Here is a 21,862-nt window from a genome sequence, read left to right as displayed (position 1 = left end):
TGCAGTCAGAGGGACCTCTCAACGCTCCAGCAACAAGCGCTCCAAGGTTTCCACGGGTAACGGCCGGCTGAACAGGTAGCCTTGGATCTGATCACAACCGGCCTCCTTCAAGAACGCCAACTGCGCCTGGGTTTCCACGCCTTCAGCCACCACCCGCAGGTTGAGGCTGTGGGCCAGTTCAATGATGGTGCGGGTGATCGCCGCGTCTTGCGGGTTGGTGGTGACTTCGCGGATAAACGCAATGTCGATCTTCAAGGTATGGATAGGAAAACGCCGCAGATACGCCAGGCTCGAATAGCCGGTGCCGAAGTCATCGATGGAAATCTTCACGCCCATCGCGTGCAGGCGCTGCAGGCTGGCGATGGTGTGCTGGGTGTTTTCCATCAAGGAGCCTTCGGTCAGCTCCACTTCGAGCCAATGCGGCTCGACACCTGTTTGCGCCAGGGTGCGCGCGATATCGGCAATCAGGTCGCCTTCGATCAGTTGATGGCCGGAGACGTTCACCGACACCTCCACCGCACCAATGGCGCCACGTTGCCACTCGGCAATTTGTTGGCAAACCTGCTCTATCACCCAGCGTCCCACAGGTACAATCAGCCCAAGGCGCTCCAATATCGGCACAAACACGGCCGGGGACACAGCGCCGTAGTCGGGCCTCTCCCAGCGCAGTAACGCTTCGAGGGCGCAGAGGCGGCCGCTGGCGATATCGACCTTGGGCTGGTAATGCACGGTGAAGTCTTCGCGCTCGACGGCTTGGCGCAAGGCATTTTCGAGGTCCTGAAGGGCCAGGTCATGCACGTTTATCCCCGTTTGCAGTGGCCCCAGTTCGCGCGAATGGCTTGCCAGGTCACCACGCTCTTTGAGCCGCAGCAGGTTGCGCACTCGCAACCACAACTCGACACGTTCTACCGGCTTGCTGATGAACTCCTCGGCACCGGCCTCCAGCCCACTGACACGGGCGCTCTGCTCACTGAGGGCGGATAACATGATGATCGGGATACCCGCGGTGGTTTCATCACCCTTTAATTGGCTGGCGACTTCATAGCCGTCCATGCCCGGCATCATCACGTCGAGCAGGATCAGGTCCGGGGGCTGCCGCGCCACCAACTGCAAGGCTTCTTCACCGCTGCTTGCACTCAGGGTCTGGTAGCCCTCGTGTTGCAGCAGGGTTTCCAGGAGTTTGCGCACCTGGGGTTCATCATCAACGATCAACAACGTCGCGGGTTGGCTGGCCATGGAGCGGACTCATGTGAGGGGGCTGTTGGGCGTTTGCAGCAAGGTGTCGATCACTTGGTACAGCTCTTTGTAACGCAACGGCTTGGTGATGTAGGCGTCACAACCGGCGAGCCGGGTCTTTTCGCGGTCTTCTTTCATCGCCATGGCCGTCAAGGCGATCACCGGGATGTGTGCGGTCAGCGGGTCTTGCTTGAGCAGCGCAGTGGCCGCCAGGCCGTCCATGCCGGGCAGTTGGATGTCCATCAGGATCAACGCCGGCTGTTGTTCGCGGGCCAGGGTCAGGCCGGTTTCGGCATCGGGTGCCCACAGCACCGTGTGGCTGGCATTCACTAACAACAGGCGCGCCAGGCGCATATTGGCTTCATTGTCTTCAATGATCAGGATCTCGGCCATGCTGCCTCCGGCGTGCGATGCAGCGGCAACCACGCGACAAACCGCGCGCCACAGCCTTCACGGCTGGCCACGGCTACACTGCCGCCGTGCAAATCCGTCAGCTGCTTGACCATCGCCAGCCCCAGGCCGGTGCCTTCGAATTTGCGCGCCAGGCTGCTGTCGATCTGGCTGAACGCCTTGAACAGCTTGCCCATGTCGCCTTCAGCTATACCAATCCCGGTATCGCTGACGCTCAACTCGAGGAACTGTTGATGCGCACTGTCGGGCAAGTCGAAGCGGTACACCGGCCATTCGCCGGGAATCTGCCCGACCTGCTCGCGGGCCACCTGGCGCACCATCAGCGTCACTGAGCTGCCGTGCTCGCTGAACTTCACCGCATTGGCCAGGAGGTTGTAGACGATCTGCTTGGTCTTGCGCAGGTCCAGTTCCAGACAGCCGAAGTCTTCAGGGCTTTCCAGCTTCAGTTGAATACGTTGCAGCGCGGCCTTTTCCCGCACGATCAACAGGCTGTTGGCCAACAAGCTGGAAAGCTCCGCGCTCTCCAGTTCCAGCTCCATCATGCCGGCCTCGACCTTGGACAGGTCGAGAATGTCGTTGATCAATGACAGCAAATGCTGGCCGCTGGTGAAGATATCACCGATGTACTCGCGCTGGGTCTCGCTCATTTCCCCGACCAGCCCGTCCTTGAGCGCCTCGGAAAAACCGATCACGGCATTCAGCGGCGTGCGCAGTTCGTGGGACATGGTGGCGAGGAACTCGGACTTCATGTGGCTGGCGTGCTCCAGCTCCAGGTTCTTCTCTTCCAGGGCACGCTCGAAGCCTTTGCGTTCGGCTTCTTCCTGCTTGCGCGCGGTGTTGTCGGTGCCGATCAGCAGGTAACCGATGATCGTGTCATGCCGGTTACGCAAGGCGGTCACCGACACCATGGCCGACAGGCGACTGCCATCCTTGCGGATATAGGTCAGCTCGTAGATGTCTTCTATACCCCGGGAGGCCTTGAACACCAGCGCTTCGAACCCCGGCGTGATCGGCGTATCCAGTTCCTGGCTGAGCGCGGCAGCGCGGGTGACCAGTTCGATGGGGTCGGAGATATCGGCGGGGGTGATGCGGTTGACCACATCGGCGGCGGCATAGCCGAGCATGCGTTCGGCGCCTACATTGAAGATTTGGATCACGCCTTTCTCATCGGTGGCGATGCTCGAGAAATAGGCGCTGTTGAAGATGGCGTCTTGCAGTGCGCCGGTCTTGAGCAGGGTTTTCTGGCGTTTGAACTCGACGATTTTTTCGGCGCGCGATTGCGGCTGTTCGGGGAGCGGTGTGTCCATCGCAGGGCGTTCCGTGGTGTCCAGGCCCGCCATCGTCAATCGGCGATGGCGCAGTGCATGCTCACAGCAGATCGCTTGGCGGCGACGAGGAGGAGATGAGGTCCTTGGACAATAGCAGAATTGTGGCGTTTTGATGGCTGATTGAGGAGGAAATACCTTCGAATGGATACCTCTGCACCAAAGCCGACGCTTTCTGAACTTAAGCGTGATGAAACGTTTCACCTGTCGACAAACGGTCAACGCAAGCGCTTGCGTAAGAAAATGTATCTGCATTAGAGTCGACCCACTCGATTACAAAAATAATAATCCCAGGAGCTCATTCATGAGCCTTGAACCCTTGCTTGAGATGCAGGGCATCAGCAAAACCTTCAATGGTCTGCGCGTGCTCAAGAATGTCGGCCTGAAGGTCTACCCCGGCGAAATCCACGCCTTGATGGGGGAGAACGGCGCCGGCAAATCCACCTTGATGAAAATCCTTTCCGGCGCCTATCAAGCCGACCCCGGCGGTGAAATCCGCATTGCCGGCCAGCCCATCCCCACCTTCGACCCCGCCACCGCCAAAGCCCTCGGCATCGCCGTGATCTATCAGGAACTGAGCCTGTGCCCGAACCTGAGCGTGGCCGAGAACATCTACCTGGGTCGCGAGCTGCGGCGTGGCTGGACCATCGACCGCAAAGGCATGGAGGCCGGGTGCATCGAAGTGCTGCAACGCCTTGGCGCGGAGTTCACCCCGTCAACGCGGGTCAGCAGCCTGTCGATTGCCGAGCGCCAACTGGTGGAAATCGCCCGCGCCTTGCATGGCCACGCCAAGATCCTGGTGATGGACGAACCCACCACACCCTTGTCGTCCCGCGAGACCGATCGTTTGTTCGCGCTGATCAAACAGTTGCGCAGCCAAGGTTTGGCGATCATCTATATCAGCCACCGCATGGCCGAGATCTACGAGCTGTCGGACCGCGTCTCGGTGCTGCGTGACGGACAATACATCGGCGAGCTGACCCGCGAGGCGCTGTCGGCCGACGTGCTCGTGAAAATGATGGTGGGCCGCGACCTGTCGGGGTTCTACAAGAAGGAACACGCCGCGTATAACCCCGGCAACGTGGTGATGCGCGTGCGCGACATGGCTGATGGCAAACGCGTGCGCAACTGTAGTTTCGACCTGCATGCCGGCGAAGTGCTCGGGATTGCCGGCCTGGTCGGGGCAGGGCGCACCGAACTGGCACGGCTGATCTTTGCCGCCGACCCACGCACCTCCGGTACCTTGGAAGTGGTCGGCAAGACCATCACCCAACTGCGCACCCCGGCGGATGCGATCCGCGCCGGCGTCGTTTACCTCACCGAAGACCGCAAGGCTCAGGGCCTGTTCCTGGACATGAGCGTGGCCGACAACATCAATGTCTGCGCCTGCGTACCGGATGCCCATGCCGGTGGTGTGCTCGATCGTGGCCACGCGGCGCAGCGCGCCAGGGACGCGATCAAGTCACTGTCGATTCGCGTGGCGTCGGGCAAGGTCAATGTCGGTGCGCTGTCCGGCGGCAATCAGCAAAAGGTGCTGCTGGCGCGGCTGTTGGAGGTCAAGCCGCATGTGCTGATCCTCGACGAACCCACACGCGGCGTGGACATCGGTTCCAAGTCCGAGATCTACCGCATCATCAATCAACTGGCGCAAGCCGGTGTCGGCATTGTGGTGATTTCCAGCGAGTTGCCGGAAATCATCGGCACCTGCGACCGCGTGCTGATCATGCGCGAAGGCCAGTTGGTGGCTGAAGTCGGCGGGGCGTCGGGCCAGGTTATTTCCCAAGAACGTATTATTGACCTCGCCACCGGTGGCGATCAGGTGGTTGCCCATGGCTGAATTGAACGTTGCAACGATAGGTAAAGCTGAACGCGCACGCGAGTTGATGCGCACCGTCGGCATGTTGCCGGTACTGATCCTGTTGTTGGTGGGCTTTGCCCTGGCCAGCGAGAACTTCCTGACAGTGCAGAACCTGTCGATCATCTCTCAGCAGGCCTCAGTGAACGTGGTGCTGGCGGCCGGCATGACCTTTGTGATCCTCACGGCGGGTATCGACCTGTCGGTGGGCGCGATCCTGGCCGCGTCGGCGGTGGTGGCGTTGCAAGCGTCGATGTCGCCGCAGTTCGGCATGTTCGGGATTGCTGCCGGTATTGGCTTCGGGCTGTTGCTGGGCCTGGTCAACGGCGGATTGATCGCCTTTATGCGCCTGCCGCCGTTTATCGTCACCCTCGGCGCACTCACCGCCATGCGCGGTTTGGCGCGCCTGCTGGCCGATGACAAGACCGTTTTCAACCCCGACCTGCCGTTTGCGTTTATCGGCAATGACTCGGTGCTCGGCGTGCCCTGGCTGGTGATCATTGCCGTCGCGGTGGTAGCGCTGTCGTGGTTCATCCTGCGCCGGACGGTGATGGGCGTGCAGATCTACTCGGTGGGCGGTAACCCGGAAGCGGCGCGATTGTCGGGGATCAAGGTGTGGAAGGTGCTGCTATTCGTCTACGCCATGTCCGGTGCGTTGGCCGGGCTGGGCGCGGTGATGAGCGCTTCGCGTCTGTTCGCGGCCAACGGCCTGCAACTGGGACAATCCTATGAGCTGGACGCGATTGCCGCGGTGATCCTCGGTGGCACCAGCTTTACCGGCGGCGTCGGCACCATCGGCGGCACGCTGATTGGTGCGCTGATTATCGCGGTACTCACCAACGGCCTGGTGCTGCTGGGCGTGTCGGATATCTGGCAGTACATCATCAAGGGCATCGTGATCATTGGCGCAGTCGCGCTGGATCGTTATCGCCAGTCCGGTGCTCGGACCTGATTTCACTCATACAACAATCACAAGAGAGACCCGCATGAACGTCAAACGTATCTTTCCCGTTATTGCCTTGGCTGCCTTGATGTCCCAAGCCGTCGAAGCGCGCGAACTCAAAGCCCTCGGCATCAGCATGGGCTCGCTGGGCAACCCGTATTTCGTGACCCTGGCCGATGGCGCCACCGCGCGGGCCAAGGCGTTAAACCCCAACGTCAAGGTGACCTCGGTGTCGGCCGACTATGACTTGAGCAAGCAGTTTTCGCAGATCGACAACTTTATCTCGTCCAAGGTCGACCTGATCCTGATCAACGCGGTAGACCCGTCCGCCATGGCCTCGGCCATCAAAAAAGCCCGCGACGCGGGCATTGTCGTGGTCGCCGTGGATGTCGACGCCAAGGGCGTGAACGCCACCGTGCAGACCGACAACGTCGAGGCCGGCAAGCTGGCCTGCCAGTACCTGGTGGATAAGCTCAGCGGCAAGGGCAATGTGATCATCCAGAACGGCCCGCAAGTCACTGCCGTGACCGACCGCGTCAAAGGGTGCAAGGCGGCACTCGCCAGCGCGCCGCAGATCAAGGTGCTGTCCGATGACCAGGACGCCAAGGGCTCCCGTGAAGGCGGCTTGAACGCCATGCAGGGTTACCTGACACGCTTCCCGAAAATCGACGGTCTGTTCGCGATCAACGACCCGCAAGCCATCGGCAGCGACCTGGCGGCCAAGCAGCTCAAGCGCAGCGGCATCGTTATTACCTCGGTGGACGGCGCGCCGGATATCGAAAATGCGCTGAAGACCGACACGCAAATCCAGGCGTCCGCCAGCCAGGACCCTTGGGTCATGGCGCAGACAGCGGTGGACGTGGGCAATGACATTCTCAACGACAAAGCCCCAGCCGAAGCGGTTACCCTGCTCACGCCAAAACTGATCACCCGTGACAACATCGGTACGTACAGCGGTTGGTCGAGTAAACGTTGAATCAGTGAGAGGAACAGCGCCGTGGTCACCATGGATGACGTCGCAAGCAGGGCGGGGGTGTCGACATCAACGGTGTCCCATGTGTTGAACGGTACCCGCAAGGTCAGCCCGGCCACGGTGCAGGCGGTGCAGCAGGCTATCCAGGCGCTGGGGTACATCCCCAACACCCTGGCGCGCTCGCTGGCCCGGTCAAGTACCAGCACGATTGGCGTGGCGATCTCGGCGCTGTCCAACCATTACTTCAGTGAAACGGTGCACGCGATTGAAACCGAATGCGCCAAGCACGGTTACATGATGCTGTTTGTCGACACCCACGACGACCCGGAGCAGGAGCTGCGGGTGGTCACGGCGCTGCATCATCGGCGGGTCGACGGGATTGTGCTGGCCCCCTCGAGCGGCTCAAAAGCGCTGGAATACCTGCGGGCCAACGAGATTCCAGCGGTGCTGGTGGACCGCATGATGAGCGAGCAGTTTGACCAGGTCGGGGTGGACAACGCCGAGCCCACCCAGGCCCTTATTGAACATTTGATCGCCCATGGTCACCGCCGCATTGGCTTTATCGCCGGGCGCGAGGGGTTCAGCACCACCGATGAGCGAGTGGCCGGTTACCGCGCAGCGTTGCACGTGGCGGGGCTGGCGTTTGATCCACAACTGTTGGTCAATGGCGGCTCCAACACCGAGCCGGCACGCCTGGCCACGGCGCAGTTGCTGGGCCTGGCCGCGCCGCCCACGGCAATCATGGCCGGCAACAACCTGATGACCCTTGGTGCCATGCACGCGCTGCGTGACGCACATATCGCCGTGCCGGGGCAGATGGCCTTGGTCGGCTTTGATGATTTTGACTGGGCGGACTTTTTTGTGCCGCGCCTGACCTTGATCGCTCAACCGGTCAAGGCACTCGGCGCTCGCGCTGTCGGCCTGTTGTTGCAGCGCATGGCTTCGCCCACGGCACCGCCCCAGCGCGTGCGCCTGGCGCCAACCCTGCAATTGCGTGACTCATGTGGCGGTAGTTGATTGGACAATTACGTATGAACCTGCCTGTTTCCCTCGGAATAGACCTCGGCACCTCTGAACTCAAGGCCATCCTGATGGACCTTGACGGTAGGGTGCTGGCCCACGCTGGCGTGCGTTTGAGTGTGTCGCGGCGCCACTGCGGCTGGTCCGAGCAAGCGCCGGAAGATTGGTGGCAGGCGTGTGTTAAGGCGTTGGGGCAACTGCGTGCGCACGAGGCGTTTGCGCGTGTGGCGTGTATCGGCCTGTCCGGGCAAATGCACGGTGCTGTGTTGTTGGGGGATGACAACCGCGTGTTGTATCCCGCCATCCTGTGGGACGATTCCCGCGCGATCGCTGAGGCTGAACAGTTGGGGGCGGGGTTTGCCGACGTCACGGGCAGCCTGCCCATGGCCGGGCTCACGGCGCCGAAAGTGCTGTGGTTGCAACAGCATGAGCCTGAGGTATTCAAAGCCATCGACTGCGTGTTATCACCCAAGGACTACCTGCGTTTGCGCCTGAGTGGCGAGCGTATCAGCGAGATGTCCGACGCTGCCGGGACGTTGTGGCTGGATGTGGCACAGCGTGAGTGGTTCGCCCCGATGCTGCGCGCTACGGGCCTTGGGCCGGAACAGATGCCCAGGTTGGTCGAAGGCGGCGCCGCGAGTGCGGGGTTGACGGCGACCGAGCTGGGGCTGTCGACTGACGTAGTGATTGCGGGCGGCGGTGGCGATAACCCGGTGGCCGCCGTGGGTATCGGTGCGATCAACGCAGGCGATGGCTTCATCACCCTCGGCACCAGCGCGGCGATTGTCGCAATCACTGCCCACGCTGCCGGCAACCCGGCCAGTGCCGTGCACAGCTTCTGCCATGCGTTACCCAACCGTTGGTACACCATGGGCGCGATGCTGGCCGGTGCCAGTTGCTTGCGCTGGGTGACGCGGCTGACCGGCACGGCGGATGAGCAAACGTTGTTGGGCCAGGTGCAACTGCAGTTGCCAATAGGGCAGCCTGTGCCTTTGAACACACCGCTGTTTCTACCGTACCTCGCCGGTGAACGTACCCCCCATAACGATCCGTTGCTGCGGGGTGGATTCATGAGCCTGGGCCATGACTGCACGCCCGCCATGCTCGGCTACGCGGTGATGGAGGGTGTGGGCTTCGGTTTGCTCGATGCCTTGCACGCCGTGCAATCGGCGGGTGCGAATGTGGGTGCATGCGCCCTGGTGGGGGGCGGGGCGCGCAGTGAATACTGGGCGCAGTTGCTGGCGAATATCCTGCAGCGAGAAATCTTCACCTTGCACGGCAGTGAGTTGAGTGCGTGTATCGGCGCGGCGAAGCTGGGGTTCCTGGCGATTGGGCAGGGGGAGGCGTTGTTGCAGGCAGGGATGCCCGTGAAGGCGAGGTATTTGCCAGATGCAAATCAACGGTCAGTGCTGGATGCGCGTTATCGTAAGTTCCGAGGCTTATTGGCAGCAGCAAAAATACTGCACGAATAAACGAAACAGTTCTAATTGTGGGAGCTGCCCCGTTAATCCCCCAGTGGCGGCAATCGCCGTTTCACCGGGGTCTTCTTGACGATCGCCGTGTTGGTTTCGGCATACGCGTTAAGCCGGTCAAGCAAACTGTCCAGATGATCCATGGTGCGAACATGCAGCCGCGCAATAAAACAATCCTCGCCCGTGACCTTGTCGCACTCCGTGAACTCGGGGATCGCCTGGATCTGGCGCTCCACCTCCTGCAATTTGCCGGGTAACGGGCGGATACGCACGATGGCCTGCAACAGGTAGCCAAAATGCTTGGGGTCGATATCCACGGTGTAGTGGGTCAACACGCCGCGCTCTTCAAGACGCCGCAAACGCTCGCCAACACTGGGCGAGGACAGCCCGGTAATGCCGGCCAGGGCCTTGAGCGACAAGCGTGAGTCGTCCATCAAAGCGGCGATCAGTTGCTGGTCGATGGTGTCAATCATGGGATCCGCCTAATAAGTAAAGGTCATCCAGGTGTTTGACCTATTTTAGTCACTGGAGCCGCTCTCAAGCAGATTGCCATAATTGAGCCTCACTTGAGGAGCCTTAATCATGGACACATCCATTCGTCGCGGGTCGTGGGAAATGGTCGCCGCCATGCTGATCTCGGGGACCATTGGCTGGTTTGTATTGGTCTCTGGCGTGTCGGTGATCGAAGTGGTGTTCTGGCGCTGCGTGATCGGCGGGCTGACACTGTTGCTGGTGTGCGCGATGCTCGGGTACTTGCGTCTGGACCTGCTCAGTTGGGCCAAGGTCGGGCTGGCGATGCTCAGTGGGGTGGCGATTGTCGGTAATTGGTTGTTGCTGTTTGAGTCCTATTCCCACGCGTCAATTGCCATCAGTACGGCGGTGTACAACGTGCAGCCGTTCATGTTGGTGATGTTGGCGGCGGTGTTCCTGGGTGAAAAAATCACCGTGCAGAAGCTCGCGTGGCTGAGCGTGGCGTTTCTCGGGATGTTGGCGATTGTTACCGCCCATGGCGATCAGCAGAGCAGCGGCGGGGATTACCTGGCGGGGATCGCGCTAGCGTTGGGCGCAGCGTTTTTGTATGCGATTGCAGCGTTGATCATCAAGCGTTTGAAAGACGTACCGCCGCATTTGATGGCGTTGATCCAAGTTGCAACCGGGGCGGTGCTGCTGGCGCCTTTGGTGCCCTGGAACGGCCTGCCAACTGCGCCAAACGCCTGGGCCGCACTGGTAACGCTTGGCGTGGTGCACACTGGTTTGATGTATGTGTTGTTGTATGGCGCGATCCAGAAGTTGCCGACGGCCATCACCGGAGCACTGTCGTTTATCTACCCGATCGCGGCGATCTTCGTCGACTGGATTGCCTTCGGGCATCGCCTCGGCTGGCTGCAATGGCTGGGGGTAGCGGCGATTCTGCTGGCGGCTGCGGGGTTGCAGCGGGGCTGGTGGTGGCCCCGCTCCCACAGGGTTAGTGCGTGCCCTGAAAGATGATGTTTTGCGGGTTGAAATGCTCCACCGCGCTGCCCGGTTGCGGCAAGCCAAGGATATGCCCCTTGATCTTGCCCACCACGTGCATCTCGCACGGCTTGCAGTCGAACTTCAAGGTGAGCACTTCATCGCCATGGATCAACTGCATCGGCGCTACCTTGGTCTTCACGCCGGTGACACCCTTGGCCTGTTTAGGGCACAGGTTGAACGAGAAACGCAGGCAGTGCTTGGTGATCATCACCGGCACTTCGCCGGTTTCTTCGTGGGCTTCGAAGGCGGCGTCGATCAGCTTCACACCGTGACGGTGGTAGAAGTCGCGGGCTTTCTGGTTGTAGACGTTGGCCAGGAACGACAGGTGTGCTTCCGGGTACACCGGCGGCGGCGAGGTCTCGGCTTTGCGGCCACCGCGCGGGTGAGCGGCGATGCGGGCGGCGGTCAGCGCTTCAATCACTTCGCGGCGCAGCGCCTTGAGCTGTGAGTTGGGGATGAAGAACGCTTGCGGTGCATCCAGCTGGACGTCCGTCGCGTGGTATTCAGTAGTGCCCAACTGGCCGAGCAGGTCGCGCAGGGTGTCCAGCGCCTGTTCCGGCTTGTTGGCCACGCCGAACGGGCCGGGCAGGGTGACGCTGGCACTGATGCCTTCTTCGCTGGTGGCGGTGACTTCCAGTTGGTCTTCACGCAGGCGAGCGGCCCACGCCAGGCCGATACGGCGCTCGGCAGAGGTCTTTTGCAAGGCCTGCTGCCAGTTATGATCCAGGTTGCGGTTCAGTGGATGGTTCGAGCGTAGTTGATGCAGGCCGGCCGGCATTTCATTCGGCTCGACGCGATAGCGGTAGCGTTTCTCGCCGTCTTCCTCGAACTCGCCTTTAGGCTCGGCGATGTTGGCGCGGAAACCCACGACTTCACGCTTGACGAGCACATTGAGACCGTCGCCGTTGGACAATGGCTCATGGGTAACAACCTGCAAGTCGCGCTTGCCGGCTTTTTCCACCACACCCACCGGCAAGCCGGTAAACGTCGGGGTGTCGAAGGCGCCGATGTCGATCTTGCGGTCGCTGACGAAATAGTCGGTGCTGCCACGGTGGAAGGTTTTTTCCGGGTCGGGCAGGAAGAAATGCGCCGTACGGCCGCTGGAAGCGCGAGCCAGGTCCGGGCGGTCTTCAAGAATCTCGTCGAGGCGCTGGCGGTAATAGGCGGTGATATTCTTCACATAGCCCATGTCTTTGTAGCGGCCTTCGATCTTGAACGAGCGCACGCCGGCTTCGACCAGGGCGCGCAGGTTGGCGCTCTGGTTGTTGTCTTTCATCGACAGCAGGTGCTTTTCAAAAGCCACGACGCGGCCCTGGTCATCCTTCAAGGTGTATGGCAGGCGGCAGGCCTGGGAGCAGTCGCCACGGTTGGCGCTGCGGCCATTTTGCGCGTGGGAAATGTTGCACTGCCCAGAGAACGCTACGCACAGGGCGCCGTGGATAAAGAACTCAATGGCCGCATCGGTTTCATCAGCGATGGCGCGGATTTCCTGCAGGTTCAGCTCACGGGCCAATACCAGCTGCGAGAAACCAGCCTGGTCGAGGAACTTGGCGCGGCCGAGGGTACGAATGTCGGTCTGGGTGCTGGCGTGCAGCTCGATGGGCGGAATATCCAGTTCCATCACGCCCAGGTCTTGCACGATCAACGCATCGACGCCGGCGTCGTAGAGCTGATGGATCAGCTTGCGCGCGGGTTCCAGTTCGTTGTCATGCAGGATGGTGTTGATGGTGGTGAACACGCGCGCGTGGTAGCGGCGTGCGAACTCCACCAGGGAAGCGATATCGCTCACTTCGTTACAGGCGTTATGGCGCGCGCCGAAGCTCGGGCCGCCGATGTAGATGGCGTCGGCGCCATGCAGGATGGCCTCGCGCGCGATAGCGACATCGCGGGCAGGGCTGAGCAATTCGAGGTGATGCTTGGGCAAGGACATAGTTTTTTAGTCAGGCTTGTCACGGTTGAGGCGCGCATTGTAGCTGTGAAACGCTGGGCAGGCACCTACCGCAGGGCCGACCGCCGGTGCTCCCCATGCTTTGAGGGGGCAAACCCAATGAACTGTGGGAGCGGGCTTGCTTGCTCCCACATTGTTGACCGAGTGCGGCTTAGGCCTTGGCAGCCATCGCGGTGACTTCCACACGCATGCCTTCTACCGCCAACGCCGCCACACCCACCGCCGCGCGCACGGGCCAGGGCTTGGCGAAGAAGCGTTTGTAGACTTCATTAAAAGCGGCGCGATCGGCCATGTCGGTGAGGTAGATGGTCAAGTGCATCACCCGGTCCATCGAGCTGCCAGCCTTTTCCAGCGCGACCTTCAAGGCTTCTAGCGTGCATTCGCTTTGCAGGGTGATGTCGCCCAGTTCCAGGCTGCCATCAGCGCGGGTCGGGATCTGGGTGGACACCAGTATGCCGTTGAAGCCGATCACATCCGATGAAATCGAGTCGGCATCTGGATCAGGGGTGTAGTGCAGGTCGTGGTTGGCCATGGGCGCCTCGCGTTGGCAGGTTCAGAAAGGCGCCCATGGTCCTCGAAAACGACAGCAGGGGCAAACTACGCCCAGCGGCGGAACAGCACACTGGCACTGCTCGACGCAAAGCCCTGAATGACGGGGGCTCCAGCAATAATCTGGCGCCAGAAAATAAATTTTTTTTCCCCGTCAAGTCGCGTATTACGCAGCCGATAGCCAATAAAGAAATCAGTTTTCCGCACGGCTGAGGGTACGTCATGTTCAATAAAGCACTCAAAACAGAACTGGCGGCCAGGAAGGCCGAATCCACCGAGTACAAAGGACTGATCGTCGCACTGGAACGCTCCATGGCCGTGGTCGAATTTGACCTCAATGGCAAGGTGCTGCTGGCCAATGATAACTTTCTCAAGACTATGGGCTACAGCGCTGCTCAATTGAGCGGCAAATCCCACCGCGACTTTTGCTTGCCGGCGCTGACCAGCAGTTCGGCCTACAGCCAATTCTGGAGTGATTTGAAGGCGGGCAAATTTGTGTCAGGCACCTTCAAGCGGGTCGATGCCAACGGCAAGACGGTCTGGCTGGAAGCGAGCTACAACCCGGTCCTGGATGAACGCGGCCAGGTACTGAAAGTGGTCAAGTACGCCTTGGACGTCACCGCCAAAGTGGAACAGGAAGCGGCCGCTTCCAGCAAACTGGTCGCGCTGGACCGGGCGATGGCCGTGATCGAGTTTGACCTCGGCGGCAACGTATTGGACGCGAACGCCAACTTCTTGAGCGTGATGGGTTATTCGCTGGCGGAACTCAAAGGCAAACACCACCGCCTGTTTTGCGAACCGACCCTGGTCAACAGCGGTGAATATGCCGACTTCTGGGGGCGCCTGAACAATGGCGAATTTTTCACCGGGCAATTCAAGCGCCTGGGCAAACATGGCCGGGTGGTATGGCTGGAGGCCAGTTACAACCCGGTTTACGATGGCGACGGCAAGTTGACCAAGATCGTCAAGTTCGCCAGCGATATCACCGAGCGTGTTGAGAAGTTCGAGGAAGACTCCCGTGGCGCTTCACGTGCCTACCATATCTCGTCCGAGACCGAGCGTTTTGCCGAACATGGCACCCAGGTGATCCAGGAGACCGCCAGTGAGATGCGCCGCATCGCCGACAACATTGGCGCCTCTGCGCGACTGGTCGGGCAACTGGGCGATCGTTCGGAGCAGATCACCGCTATCGTCAACACCATTCGCGGTATCGCCGACCAGACCAACTTGTTGGCGCTGAACGCTGCTATTGAGGCGGCGCGTGCGGGCGATCAAGGGCGTGGCTTTGCGGTAGTGGCCGATGAAGTGCGGCAACTGGCCGGGCGCACCAGCCGTTCCACGGCGGAAATCGCCGAGATGATCGGCATGATCCTCGCGGAAACCCGCGACGCCGTCACCAGCATGAACGCCACCCAGGAAGGCGCCCAACGCGGTGTCAACCTGGCTGATCAGGCGGGCTCGGTCATCCTGCAGATTCGCACCAGCACCAGCGACGCGGTGGAGGCCGTGAGCATGTTTGCGTCGAAGCTGGATGAGTCGGAAGTGATTCCGAAGACCGCGGTGGGCTGGGTGGGCTGATAGCGGTAACCCTGTGAAGAGGGAGGAGGGGAACCCCCTCGTTCCGGCTTGGGGATTACTCTTTGACGTCCATGAACTCTTCCGCCCACGCCACATAGCTTTCCGGCAGCGTGTAGGTGTGCGTCAGCTCGGTGGCACTGAGGTTTGACGTACTGTGAGTCAGTTGGCGTTGGGCACGAAGGCTGTCGTAGGTAGCCTTGATCGCTGCAAAGTAAGCGCCGTGACCGGCCACCACTACGCGTACACCCAGGCTCGCCAGACGCTGGGCATCGTTGAGTTTGGGATTGGCGTAGGTTACCAGCATCAGAGGTACGGTGAGGTTCTCGGCGATCTTTTCCAGGTGTTCGAAGTCACTGACACCCACCATGCAAATCCCATCGGCACCGGCTTTCTGATAAGCCAGGGTCCGCTCGATAACCGCTTCGGTCGGCAACACGCCCGCGTTGGTTCGGGCAATGATCGACAGCTCTGGATCAACCCGTGCCTCCAGCGCAGCCCGCACCTTGCCGATGCCTTCTTCAATGGAGATCAGGTCAGTGGACTTACGCCCGAATTGCGCCGGCAGCAACGTGTCTTCAATCGTCAACGCGGCCACACCGGCGCGCTCAAGTTCTTCGACAGTACGCATTACGTTCAGCGCGTTACCATAGCCGTGGTCAGCGTCGGCGATGAACGGCAACTGGGCCACGCGACCGATGCGGGTGGCCTGTTCAACGAACTCACTCAGGGTGATCAGCGCGAAATCGGGTGCGGCCAGTACCTGCAACGAAGCGACCGAGCCCCCGAGGATGCCGACTTCGAAACCCAGGTCGGCGGCGATACGCGCCGACATTGGGTCGAATACGGAGGCGGTTTCAACGCACGCTGGGGTGGCTAGCAATTCACGGAATTTGCGGCGCAAGGCTGAGTGAGAGAGTTTCGGCATGTTCTTTCCTGGTTCTGGTCATCGTCGAGTGACGATCAATGTCTATTCGTGGTGGTGCGAGATTAACACGCCAGGAAACAGGGGATTATGACGTTTAAGGAAGCCGTATGCGTTTAACGCATACGGCTTCCTTAAATGGTCCATAGACGCGTTAATGAATATGGACAGGTTCGAAGTTGCCGGTGTCACTGTGATTACGGAGTTTTGATCAACCGGAGCGCCCATCCAGCCCGATAAACGCACAGGCAAGAGGAGGGCGCCTTCGCTGCATCGCCGACACCTGCCAAAGGTTCGGCATTCAAGCAGGTGTCAACAGGCGTCGTACTTCGGCGATGATCAAATCAATCTTGAAGGGCTTATCCAGCACTGCATCAAACAAGTCTGATCTTTCCATGCCGACATGGGCTTGCGCACCACTCACCAGAATAATAGGCAAGTGATTGAGCGACGGCAGCGCACGTACGGCCGTGGCGAACTCGAGGCCGTCCATAACGGGCATCATGAAGTCGGTAATGATCAACGCTGGCCGCTCGCGCTCCAGCACTTCAAGGCCTTTGCGACCATTACCGGCCTTAACGACCATGAATCCTTCATCCTCCAGCGCATAGCCGAGAATATCGGCGATCAAGTATTCGTCGTCGACGACAAGGATGGTGGACATGTCAATTCAACCTACCCAAGTACTTATAAGGCTGAGCCTGGCAGCGCAGAGTGTGCGAGAACTGAGGATGCATGTCGGAAAACCTTTCTCAGTTCAACGGTTTGGTCACGGATGACGACCTCCAGCAATGAGGTGTCGTAGCAGCTGTCTCTCACTTTAAGAATGGAAAGCGTCCTCTTAAGTTCAGATTGAATTTCCTGGAAGCGCATCAACATCAGGTTGTCGGCAATGCTGGACAGTTCAGAGGCCGGCGCGCTGACCTCGGAGCCGACAAGGTCGTGGACCTCGATGGATGCAAATACCGTGACGCCCCTGCAACGCAGCTCATTCATCAGCGCGCTATAAAAGTCGGTGATGCGCGCGGGGTTATTCGACACACGGGTCATCCCGCTCAAACTGTCAATGAACAGACGCTTGATCCCTTTCTCCTCGACGACACGCAACACACGTGCACCCAGCCCGTCGAGCAAACCTTCGGTTGTCGGTTGCCAGGCGATCGTCAGCGCTCCACTGTGTTCCAACTGTTTGATATCGATGCCCAACGACTCACCCTTCAGACGCAAGCGCTGAGGGCTTTCATAGAAACCAAAATGCAGGCCGGGCGACTCCACCGTTGACTCAGCCAGAAACTTGAGGCCCAGGGTGGTCTTGCCGATCCCTGATGGCCCCATCACCAGCGTGACGCTGGAACGGTGCAGGCCGCCATGCAGGATCTCATCCAACGACCCGATGCCACTGGGGATACGCGTGAGGTCGGCGTCGTCGTGTGAAGAAGGGTAGCTATAGAGGCTTTCCAGACGCGGATAGACCATCAGGCCGTCGTCAGTGATTTCACACTCATGCAGGCCGGTCAGCGCGCCGCTGCCTCGGGTCTTGCGCAATTGAATACGCCGGACCGAACGCGTACCGAACAACGCCTCACCCATTTCGATTACACCGTCGACCATCGTGTGCTCGGGGCTACCGTCATCCAATCGCGAGCTGGTCAGGAACAGGACGGTGCAACCGGCAAAGGCGGCGTGACCTTGCAGTTCAGAAATGAATTTCTTGGTATCGATCGGGGAGTCGGCTTTGGAGCGCGCGTTGAGTAAACCGTCTACCACCAAGACCGTTGCCTTCTGCCGGCTGATTTCGCGCCGTAGCAGCTTGACCACTTCATCAAGACCTTCGTTTTCCAGTGTGTCAAACGCGCTGACGAACTGAATTTCTGCGCCCACCCGGGCTGCGTCAAAGAAGCTCAAGGTCGACAGGAACTGGAACAGCCGGTCATGGGATTCGGCCAGCAGCGTGGCAACCAAGACACGCCCGCCGTTGCGCGCATGGTGGAACCCAAGCTGGTTGGCCAGAATGGTTTTGCCGGACCCAGGGCGCCCCTGAATGATATAAGAGGCCCCAGCGACCAGTCCGCCCTTGAGCAGGACATCCAACCCTTCGATTCCGCTTTGAAGGCGATTTAGCTTTTCCACAGTACGACCCTGATCGTTAAACCCAATGGGCAGGATGCTAACGCCATTCGAGCGTTGGGGCTATTCAGGATTTGCATAGTGCCGCCGTGGCGTCTAGCTACCAACCGATGTGAAGTGCAAAAAAACACTCGTCGTAACGGCTTCAACTACGTTTTCGGTACGACTGGCACATCCATATTTATCGTGCGCCAAAACGCTTCAGAAAAACTGTAAACCGAGAAAGCAATCAGCCCCAAGGCCATCACCATCAAAATCAACCATCCACCCGGGAGATTCTGGAGCGCGTCGAGCGCTTCCTTCATACCAGGTGGGTCCATGGCTTGATAGGATGAACCGCTGACTGCCAGTAGTAACGCAATCTCTATAAACACGACGCCACGAGCTATGAGACCGAACCGAGACACTGGCCGTACGTAGCGCATGAAGTCTTCATCGGCGTTAAAGTATTTCTCGAATGACGCTTTCCATCCCTTGATGATGTGAGCCACTCCAACGCCAAGTGGAATGAGGGCGATCACGTACACCAACACGTTCGAGTATTCCCAAGACAACAGATGCGCCAGCCAATCTTGGGTTTGCCCTCCGGAATTGCCCGAGCTTCGAATGCCGCTCATGAGGAGGCCGAGTGCAAAAAACGCTAAAGCACCGTTGAAGACACCTGCGGAAAACAGGCCCGCTCGAATAACCAAACCTTTGAGTTCTATGCCGTGATGATCGACATCACGCGTCGCTTGCAGGACGCGCCAACCAGCAAAAGCGAGCAGACCTGCCACCACAAGCCCAACCAAAAAATAGCCGAATGGCTGGCCAAGCAAGGCTTCCAGGCTCTTATGGCTGTCCTTCGGCTTTGTCGAATCCTGTGCTGCCAGCAGCGCGAAGATACCGATGATCAAATAAAGCACGCCTCGAGCGGCGTATCCGCCGCGAGCGAGTACTACTAGGCTGTGTTGCGTGGACATTGGATCTATTCCCGAGAGTGATACAAGAGCAGACCCATCTTGCCGGGAGGGGTTCGATTGAGGCGAAGCCTGTTTCGATGCTCAGCAACTTTGAACGGATCAAGGTGCTCATCGTGTTCGAATATGAAGTCGATGCGTCGCGTCTCGGCCCGATACGCGCTCATCCCGCACGCCTGCGCGCTGAAAGAGATTTCTACAGATATCCGTTTTTTTGACGATACAGATGATGAGCCGCTCGAAATAGCTGCCGATACGCTGCGGACAGGTATTGAAATGTACAGAATTTTCTTTTTTTTTCATGACGTGAGCATATTTTTGCGGCTTATTTGCAGCGATGCTGAAGTAGCAGCGATCCATACCAATCGCGTCGCTTTCTATGTGCGGTCAGCTTTTAGCGATAACCTCAAATGAGTACTTACCCAGTCAGTGATAATGATGAAGAGCGCATTCAGATGTTGAATGCTTTCGAGCTGATGGATACGCCACCTGAGCACGAATATGATCAGATCGTCCAAATGGCATCTCGGATTTTTGATGTACCCATCGTCCTGATTTCTTTGGTACACCGCGACCGACAATTCTTCAAAGCACGTGTTGGCCTCGCTGCGTGTGAAACAGGTCGTGACGTCTCATTTTGTAATTATGCGATCATGGGTCGTGACGTTTTTTTGATACTTGATGCATTGCAGGATGAGCGGTTTAGATCAAACGCCCTGGTTGTCGGAGCTCCCCATATTCGCTTTTACGCGGGGGCGCCACTGGTAACGGCCACGGGGCATATGCTGGGTAGCTTATGCCTGATCGACAATAAGCCAAGAGAGAAATTTTCAGAACGTGACCAGCGTGTTCTTAAGGACTTGGCCGTCATCGTTATTGAAAAAATGGAGTTACGTCGGCTCGAACTCAAGAACGAGGATAGCCTCACTCGGTTCATGAATATCACGTCGACTTCACCCGATGCCATTATTTGCTCAAACAGCAAAAATCAAATCACCTCGTGGAATAATTCGGCCGAGCTTATTTTCGGGCATAGATCCGAAGACGCAGTTGGAAAGACTCTCGACATCATTATTCCGCAAGAGATGCGCTCCAGGCATCATGCCGGTTTTTCGAGGGTAGTCTCAGGCGGCCCAACCAGCATCATCGGAAAATCCGTCAACTTGACGGCCCTGCATCGTGACGGCCATAAAATACCCATCGAGCTCTCTCTCTCACAATGGACTGAAGCCGGTGAGGCACAAGTTGGGGCGATCATCCGTGACGTCACAAAACGTGTAGCGGCGGAAAAACTACTGAAGCACGCTGCTGAGTACGATCATCTGACAGGCCTCGCTAATCGATCAACACTTAAGCAGCGTATTAAGGAGGCGTGTGACGCGCAGATAGCAGCGGCAATTCTTCTGATCGACCTGGATGGCTTCAAGGATGTTAACGACACGTTAGGCCACGCGGCTGGTGATTTTGTCCTCAGGGTGACTTCAAGTCGTCTTCGCAAACGCGTACCGACGTGTCATATGGTGGCCCGTCTGGGTGGGGACGAATTTGTAGTGTTCATGGCAGAGATTGCCGATGAGCACAAAGCGATTGAGCTTGGTTTGGCGCTCATCGCACTTATTGAGGAACCTATAGAGTTTCAAGATAATTCTATTTATATCGGAGCCAGTATTGGCGTGTCGATGAGATCAGGCTCTGATTACGATGGGGAGCAAATGCTAGGCAACGCGGATTTGGCGCTCTATCAAGCCAAGTCTGACGGGCGATCCCTTGTTCGTATGTTCACCTCCGAGCATCGACACACCGCGTCAAAGAGAGGAGCGCTCAGCTCATCAATGCGTCAGGCATGGGCGAACAAAGAATTTGAACTGTACTACCAGCCCCAGGTACGCCTTGCAGATGGCGTGATTACTGGGGCCGAAGCACTTATACGATGGAACCATCCAACACTGGGTGTCATGTCTCCAGCGGTTTTTTTACCTGTACTAGAAGCAGGCCTTCTAGCGGTACCGGTGGGCGAGTGGATATTGCGCTCAGCCTGTGAACAGGCAGCTCATTGGCGAAATATCGGCTGTGACGGCTTCAGGATCGGCGTCAACTTGTTCGCAGCTCAGTTTCGGACGCGCGACTTTGCTGAAACGGTTGAAAGTGCGCTTAACGACTTTTCTTTACCGGCGAGCGCACTCGAACTGGAGATTACAGAAAATATAATTTTGCGAAACGAACAGCGAATTATGGAGCCCCTGCGCTACCTTCGCTCGTTGGGTGTAGGCATTGCGTTCGATGATTTTGGCACAGGCTATGCTTCTTTGAGCCTTCTGAAAGACTACCCGGTCACACGGCTTAAGATTGACCGTTCGTTTGTCAGTGGCGTCGAACGTAGTAAAAAAGATGAAGTCATCATCGAGGCTGTTGTCAGGCTGGCTGCCGGCTTTAATCTTCAGGTCACTGCGGAAGGCATAGAAACACGCGAACAGGAAAGTCTGATGCGGCATTATTTATGCGGAGAGGGCCAAGGCTACCTCTATGGTCGTCCTATGACGGCTCATGAGTTCACTGAGCGTTATGTCTCAATGACTGACGACAATTTGACGTACCCAATTATTAACAACCCGCAACTACCTGAGCAGGGCTTTTGAAGCCAGACTGACCTCTTAGTGGAATAAATAATCCGTTGCACCGTCGCCCGACAGCGTGCACTCACTGCGCAACTACTGTCGCAATTCTAGACGATGGGCATGAGGATAAACCGCGATCAAACGGTGATCGAGAAGCTGTCATTTCTATCTCTTCAGCGAGTCGCAATCAGTTGCTAGGACAGAAGCCCGGCAGCGGTCATCGCTAACTAACCTAGGACGTGCAACGAAATAGAGCCGAGCGCCCATCGCAGTCTGTCTTCCTGAATCAAGGCAACCGTTTCGGCTGAAAATGTGGAGAAAGTGGTAAGTCCACCACAGAAACCCGTGATGATCAGGAGACGCCACTCTGGGCTAAGGGTCGGAGATGCGGCCAAGAAGGCGATGGCCAGGCCC

Annotated in this window: 19 protein-coding genes and 2 pseudogenes; 10 read left to right on the top strand and 11 right to left on the bottom strand. The window is 58.5% G+C overall.

From position 1 onward, the window contains the following. Positions 1–18: 18 nt before the first annotated feature. Genes AACY36_RS25640 through AACY36_RS25630 form a run of 3 tightly spaced genes read right to left on the bottom strand, consistent with a single transcriptional unit; the run spans position 19 to position 2,954 of the window. Complete coding sequence (locus AACY36_RS25640; RefSeq protein ID WP_339437242.1) at positions 19–1,236, bottom strand: EAL domain-containing response regulator; 1,218 nt, start codon at positions 1,234–1,236, stop codon at positions 19–21. Positions 1,237–1,245: 9 nt separating this feature from the next. Then, positions 1,246–1,629, bottom strand: a complete 384-nt coding sequence (locus tag AACY36_RS25635; protein ID WP_339420210.1) for a response regulator — start codon at positions 1,627–1,629, stop codon at positions 1,246–1,248. After that, complete coding sequence (locus AACY36_RS25630) at positions 1,614–2,954, bottom strand: sensor histidine kinase (RefSeq protein WP_339420211.1); 1,341 nt, start codon at positions 2,952–2,954, stop codon at positions 1,614–1,616. Before AACY36_RS25630 ends, AACY36_RS25635 begins: the two co-directional genes overlap by 16 nt. A gap of 322 nt (positions 2,955–3,276) precedes the next feature. On the opposite strand from AACY36_RS25630, the gene AACY36_RS25625 reads away from it, so the two are divergent. From AACY36_RS25625 to xylB, 5 genes are read left to right on the top strand one after another with little or no spacing between them, the layout of a single operon-like run. After that, positions 3,277–4,809, top strand: coding sequence for a sugar ABC transporter ATP-binding protein (locus tag AACY36_RS25625; RefSeq protein ID WP_339420212.1), 1,533 nt, complete (start codon positions 3,277–3,279; stop codon positions 4,807–4,809). Continuing rightward, complete coding sequence (locus AACY36_RS25620; protein WP_339420213.1) at positions 4,802–5,779, top strand: ABC transporter permease subunit; 978 nt, start codon at positions 4,802–4,804, stop codon at positions 5,777–5,779. Before AACY36_RS25625 ends, AACY36_RS25620 begins: the two co-directional genes overlap by 8 nt. Before the next feature lie 34 nt (positions 5,780–5,813). After that, positions 5,814–6,746 (top strand): ABC transporter substrate-binding protein, encoded by a 933-nt coding sequence (locus tag AACY36_RS25615; RefSeq protein WP_339497707.1) that lies wholly within the window; start codon positions 5,814–5,816, stop codon positions 6,744–6,746. A 21-nt stretch (positions 6,747–6,767) separates the two neighbouring features. Next, a complete protein-coding gene (locus AACY36_RS25610) occupies positions 6,768–7,760 on the top strand; it encodes a LacI family DNA-binding transcriptional regulator (protein WP_339420215.1) in 993 nt (330 codons plus the stop codon). Positions 7,761–7,774: 14 nt separating this feature from the next. Beyond that, complete coding sequence (xylB, locus tag AACY36_RS25605) at positions 7,775–9,235, top strand: xylulokinase (protein WP_339420216.1); 1,461 nt, start codon at positions 7,775–7,777, stop codon at positions 9,233–9,235. Between the two features lie 32 nt (positions 9,236–9,267). On the opposite strand, the gene AACY36_RS25600 is transcribed toward xylB, so the two are convergent. Continuing rightward, the gene (locus AACY36_RS25600) at positions 9,268–9,708 is read right to left on the bottom strand and encodes an Lrp/AsnC family transcriptional regulator (protein ID WP_049708345.1); all 441 of its coding nucleotides are present in this window, start codon (positions 9,706–9,708) and stop codon (positions 9,268–9,270) included. 109 nt (positions 9,709–9,817) lie between these two features. Here AACY36_RS25600 and AACY36_RS25595 point away from each other — a divergent pair, with 109 nt between their 5' ends. Further along, complete coding sequence (locus AACY36_RS25595) at positions 9,818–10,723, top strand: DMT family transporter (RefSeq protein WP_339439237.1); 906 nt, start codon at positions 9,818–9,820, stop codon at positions 10,721–10,723. Here the strand turns inward: AACY36_RS25595 and AACY36_RS25590 are convergent. Together AACY36_RS25590 and AACY36_RS25585 are read right to left on the bottom strand one after the other, a co-directional pair. Continuing rightward, a complete protein-coding gene (locus AACY36_RS25590; RefSeq protein WP_339437238.1) occupies positions 10,701–12,680 on the bottom strand; it encodes a peptidase U32 family protein in 1,980 nt (659 codons plus the stop codon). The genes AACY36_RS25595 and AACY36_RS25590 overlap by 23 nt on opposite strands. 169 nt (positions 12,681–12,849) lie before the next feature. Beyond that, the gene (locus tag AACY36_RS25585; RefSeq protein ID WP_339420219.1) at positions 12,850–13,230 is read right to left on the bottom strand and encodes a RidA family protein; all 381 of its coding nucleotides are present in this window, start codon (positions 13,228–13,230) and stop codon (positions 12,850–12,852) included. A gap of 239 nt (positions 13,231–13,469) precedes the next feature. Between AACY36_RS25585 and AACY36_RS28475 the strand changes: the two are divergent. Further along, positions 13,470–14,237, top strand: a pseudogene (locus AACY36_RS28475) (PAS domain-containing protein); the annotation flags it as partial. A 93-nt stretch (positions 14,238–14,330) separates the two neighbouring features. After that, positions 14,331–14,825, top strand: a complete 495-nt coding sequence (locus AACY36_RS28470) for a methyl-accepting chemotaxis protein (RefSeq protein WP_370467915.1) — start codon at positions 14,331–14,333, stop codon at positions 14,823–14,825. 55 nt (positions 14,826–14,880) lie between these two features. On the opposite strand, the gene AACY36_RS25575 is transcribed toward AACY36_RS28470, so the two are convergent. The 4 genes from AACY36_RS25575 to AACY36_RS25560 form a co-directional block, all read right to left on the bottom strand. Then, positions 14,881–15,750, bottom strand: coding sequence for an isocitrate lyase/PEP mutase family protein (locus AACY36_RS25575; protein ID WP_339420223.1), 870 nt, complete (start codon positions 15,748–15,750; stop codon positions 14,881–14,883). 298 nt (positions 15,751–16,048) lie between these two features. After that, the gene (locus AACY36_RS25570) at positions 16,049–16,411 is read right to left on the bottom strand and encodes a response regulator (protein ID WP_065873108.1); all 363 of its coding nucleotides are present in this window, start codon (positions 16,409–16,411) and stop codon (positions 16,049–16,051) included. A gap of 23 nt (positions 16,412–16,434) precedes the next feature. Continuing rightward, positions 16,435–17,877 (bottom strand): ATPase domain-containing protein, encoded by a 1,443-nt coding sequence (locus AACY36_RS25565; protein WP_339428452.1) that lies wholly within the window; start codon positions 17,875–17,877, stop codon positions 16,435–16,437. 146 nt (positions 17,878–18,023) lie between these two features. Beyond that, entirely contained in the window at positions 18,024–18,836 is an 813-nt protein-coding gene (locus AACY36_RS25560) for a DUF1206 domain-containing protein (protein WP_339497704.1), read from the bottom strand. Between the two features lie 123 nt (positions 18,837–18,959). On the opposite strand from AACY36_RS25560, the gene AACY36_RS25555 reads away from it, so the two are divergent. After that, positions 18,960–19,247 (top strand): hypothetical protein, encoded by a 288-nt coding sequence (locus AACY36_RS25555; RefSeq protein WP_339420229.1) that lies wholly within the window; start codon positions 18,960–18,962, stop codon positions 19,245–19,247. Beyond that, entirely contained in the window at positions 19,244–21,469 is a 2,226-nt protein-coding gene (locus AACY36_RS25550) for a putative bifunctional diguanylate cyclase/phosphodiesterase (RefSeq protein ID WP_339497702.1), read from the top strand. The genes AACY36_RS25555 and AACY36_RS25550 overlap by 4 nt, the downstream gene beginning before the upstream one ends. Before the next feature lie 206 nt (positions 21,470–21,675). Here the strand turns inward: AACY36_RS25550 and AACY36_RS25545 are convergent. After that, a pseudogene (locus AACY36_RS25545) lies at positions 21,676–21,861 on the bottom strand (CrcB family protein); the annotation flags it as partial. Between the last annotated feature and the right edge of the window lies 1 nt (position 21,862).

The sequence above is a fragment of the Pseudomonas sp. EA_15y_Pfl1_P101 genome (assembly GCF_963970835.1).
GTDB classification, from domain to species: Bacteria; Pseudomonadota; Gammaproteobacteria; order Pseudomonadales; family Pseudomonadaceae; genus Aquipseudomonas; species Aquipseudomonas tritici.
This window is presented reverse-complemented; position numbering and strand designations above follow the sequence as displayed.

Bases quoted from the DNA above. Each gene is read 5' to 3' on its own strand.
- AACY36_RS25640 (WP_339437242.1), bottom strand. From the start codon at position 1,236: ATGGCCAGCCAACCCGCGACGTTGTTGATCGTTGATGATGAACCCCAG.
- AACY36_RS25635 (WP_339420210.1), bottom strand. From the start codon at position 1,629: ATGGCCGAGATCCTGATCATTGAAGACAATGAAGCCAATATGCGCCTG.
- AACY36_RS25630 (WP_339420211.1), bottom strand. From the start codon at position 2,954: ATGGACACACCGCTCCCCGAACAGCCGCAATCGCGCGCCGAAAAAATC.
- AACY36_RS25625 (WP_339420212.1), top strand. From the start codon at position 3,277: ATGAGCCTTGAACCCTTGCTTGAGATGCAGGGCATCAGCAAAACCTTC.
- AACY36_RS25620 (WP_339420213.1), top strand. From the start codon at position 4,802: ATGGCTGAATTGAACGTTGCAACGATAGGTAAAGCTGAACGCGCACGC.
- AACY36_RS25615 (WP_339497707.1), top strand. From the start codon at position 5,814: ATGAACGTCAAACGTATCTTTCCCGTTATTGCCTTGGCTGCCTTGATG.
- xylB (WP_339420216.1), top strand. From the start codon at position 7,775: ATGAACCTGCCTGTTTCCCTCGGAATAGACCTCGGCACCTCTGAACTC.
- AACY36_RS25600 (WP_049708345.1), bottom strand. From the start codon at position 9,708: ATGATTGACACCATCGACCAGCAACTGATCGCCGCTTTGATGGACGAC.
- AACY36_RS25595 (WP_339439237.1), top strand. From the start codon at position 9,818: ATGGACACATCCATTCGTCGCGGGTCGTGGGAAATGGTCGCCGCCATG.
- AACY36_RS25590 (WP_339437238.1), bottom strand. From the start codon at position 12,680: ATGTCCTTGCCCAAGCATCACCTCGAATTGCTCAGCCCTGCCCGCGAT.
- AACY36_RS25585 (WP_339420219.1), bottom strand. From the start codon at position 13,230: ATGGCCAACCACGACCTGCACTACACCCCTGATCCAGATGCCGACTCG.
- AACY36_RS25575 (WP_339420223.1), bottom strand. From the start codon at position 15,750: ATGCCGAAACTCTCTCACTCAGCCTTGCGCCGCAAATTCCGTGAATTG.
- AACY36_RS25570 (WP_065873108.1), bottom strand. From the start codon at position 16,411: ATGTCCACCATCCTTGTCGTCGACGACGAATACTTGATCGCCGATATT.
- AACY36_RS25560 (WP_339497704.1), bottom strand. From the start codon at position 18,836: ATGTCCACGCAACACAGCCTAGTAGTACTCGCTCGCGGCGGATACGCC.
- AACY36_RS25555 (WP_339420229.1), top strand. From the start codon at position 18,960: ATGAAGTCGATGCGTCGCGTCTCGGCCCGATACGCGCTCATCCCGCAC.
- AACY36_RS25550 (WP_339497702.1), top strand. From the start codon at position 19,244: ATGAGTACTTACCCAGTCAGTGATAATGATGAAGAGCGCATTCAGATG.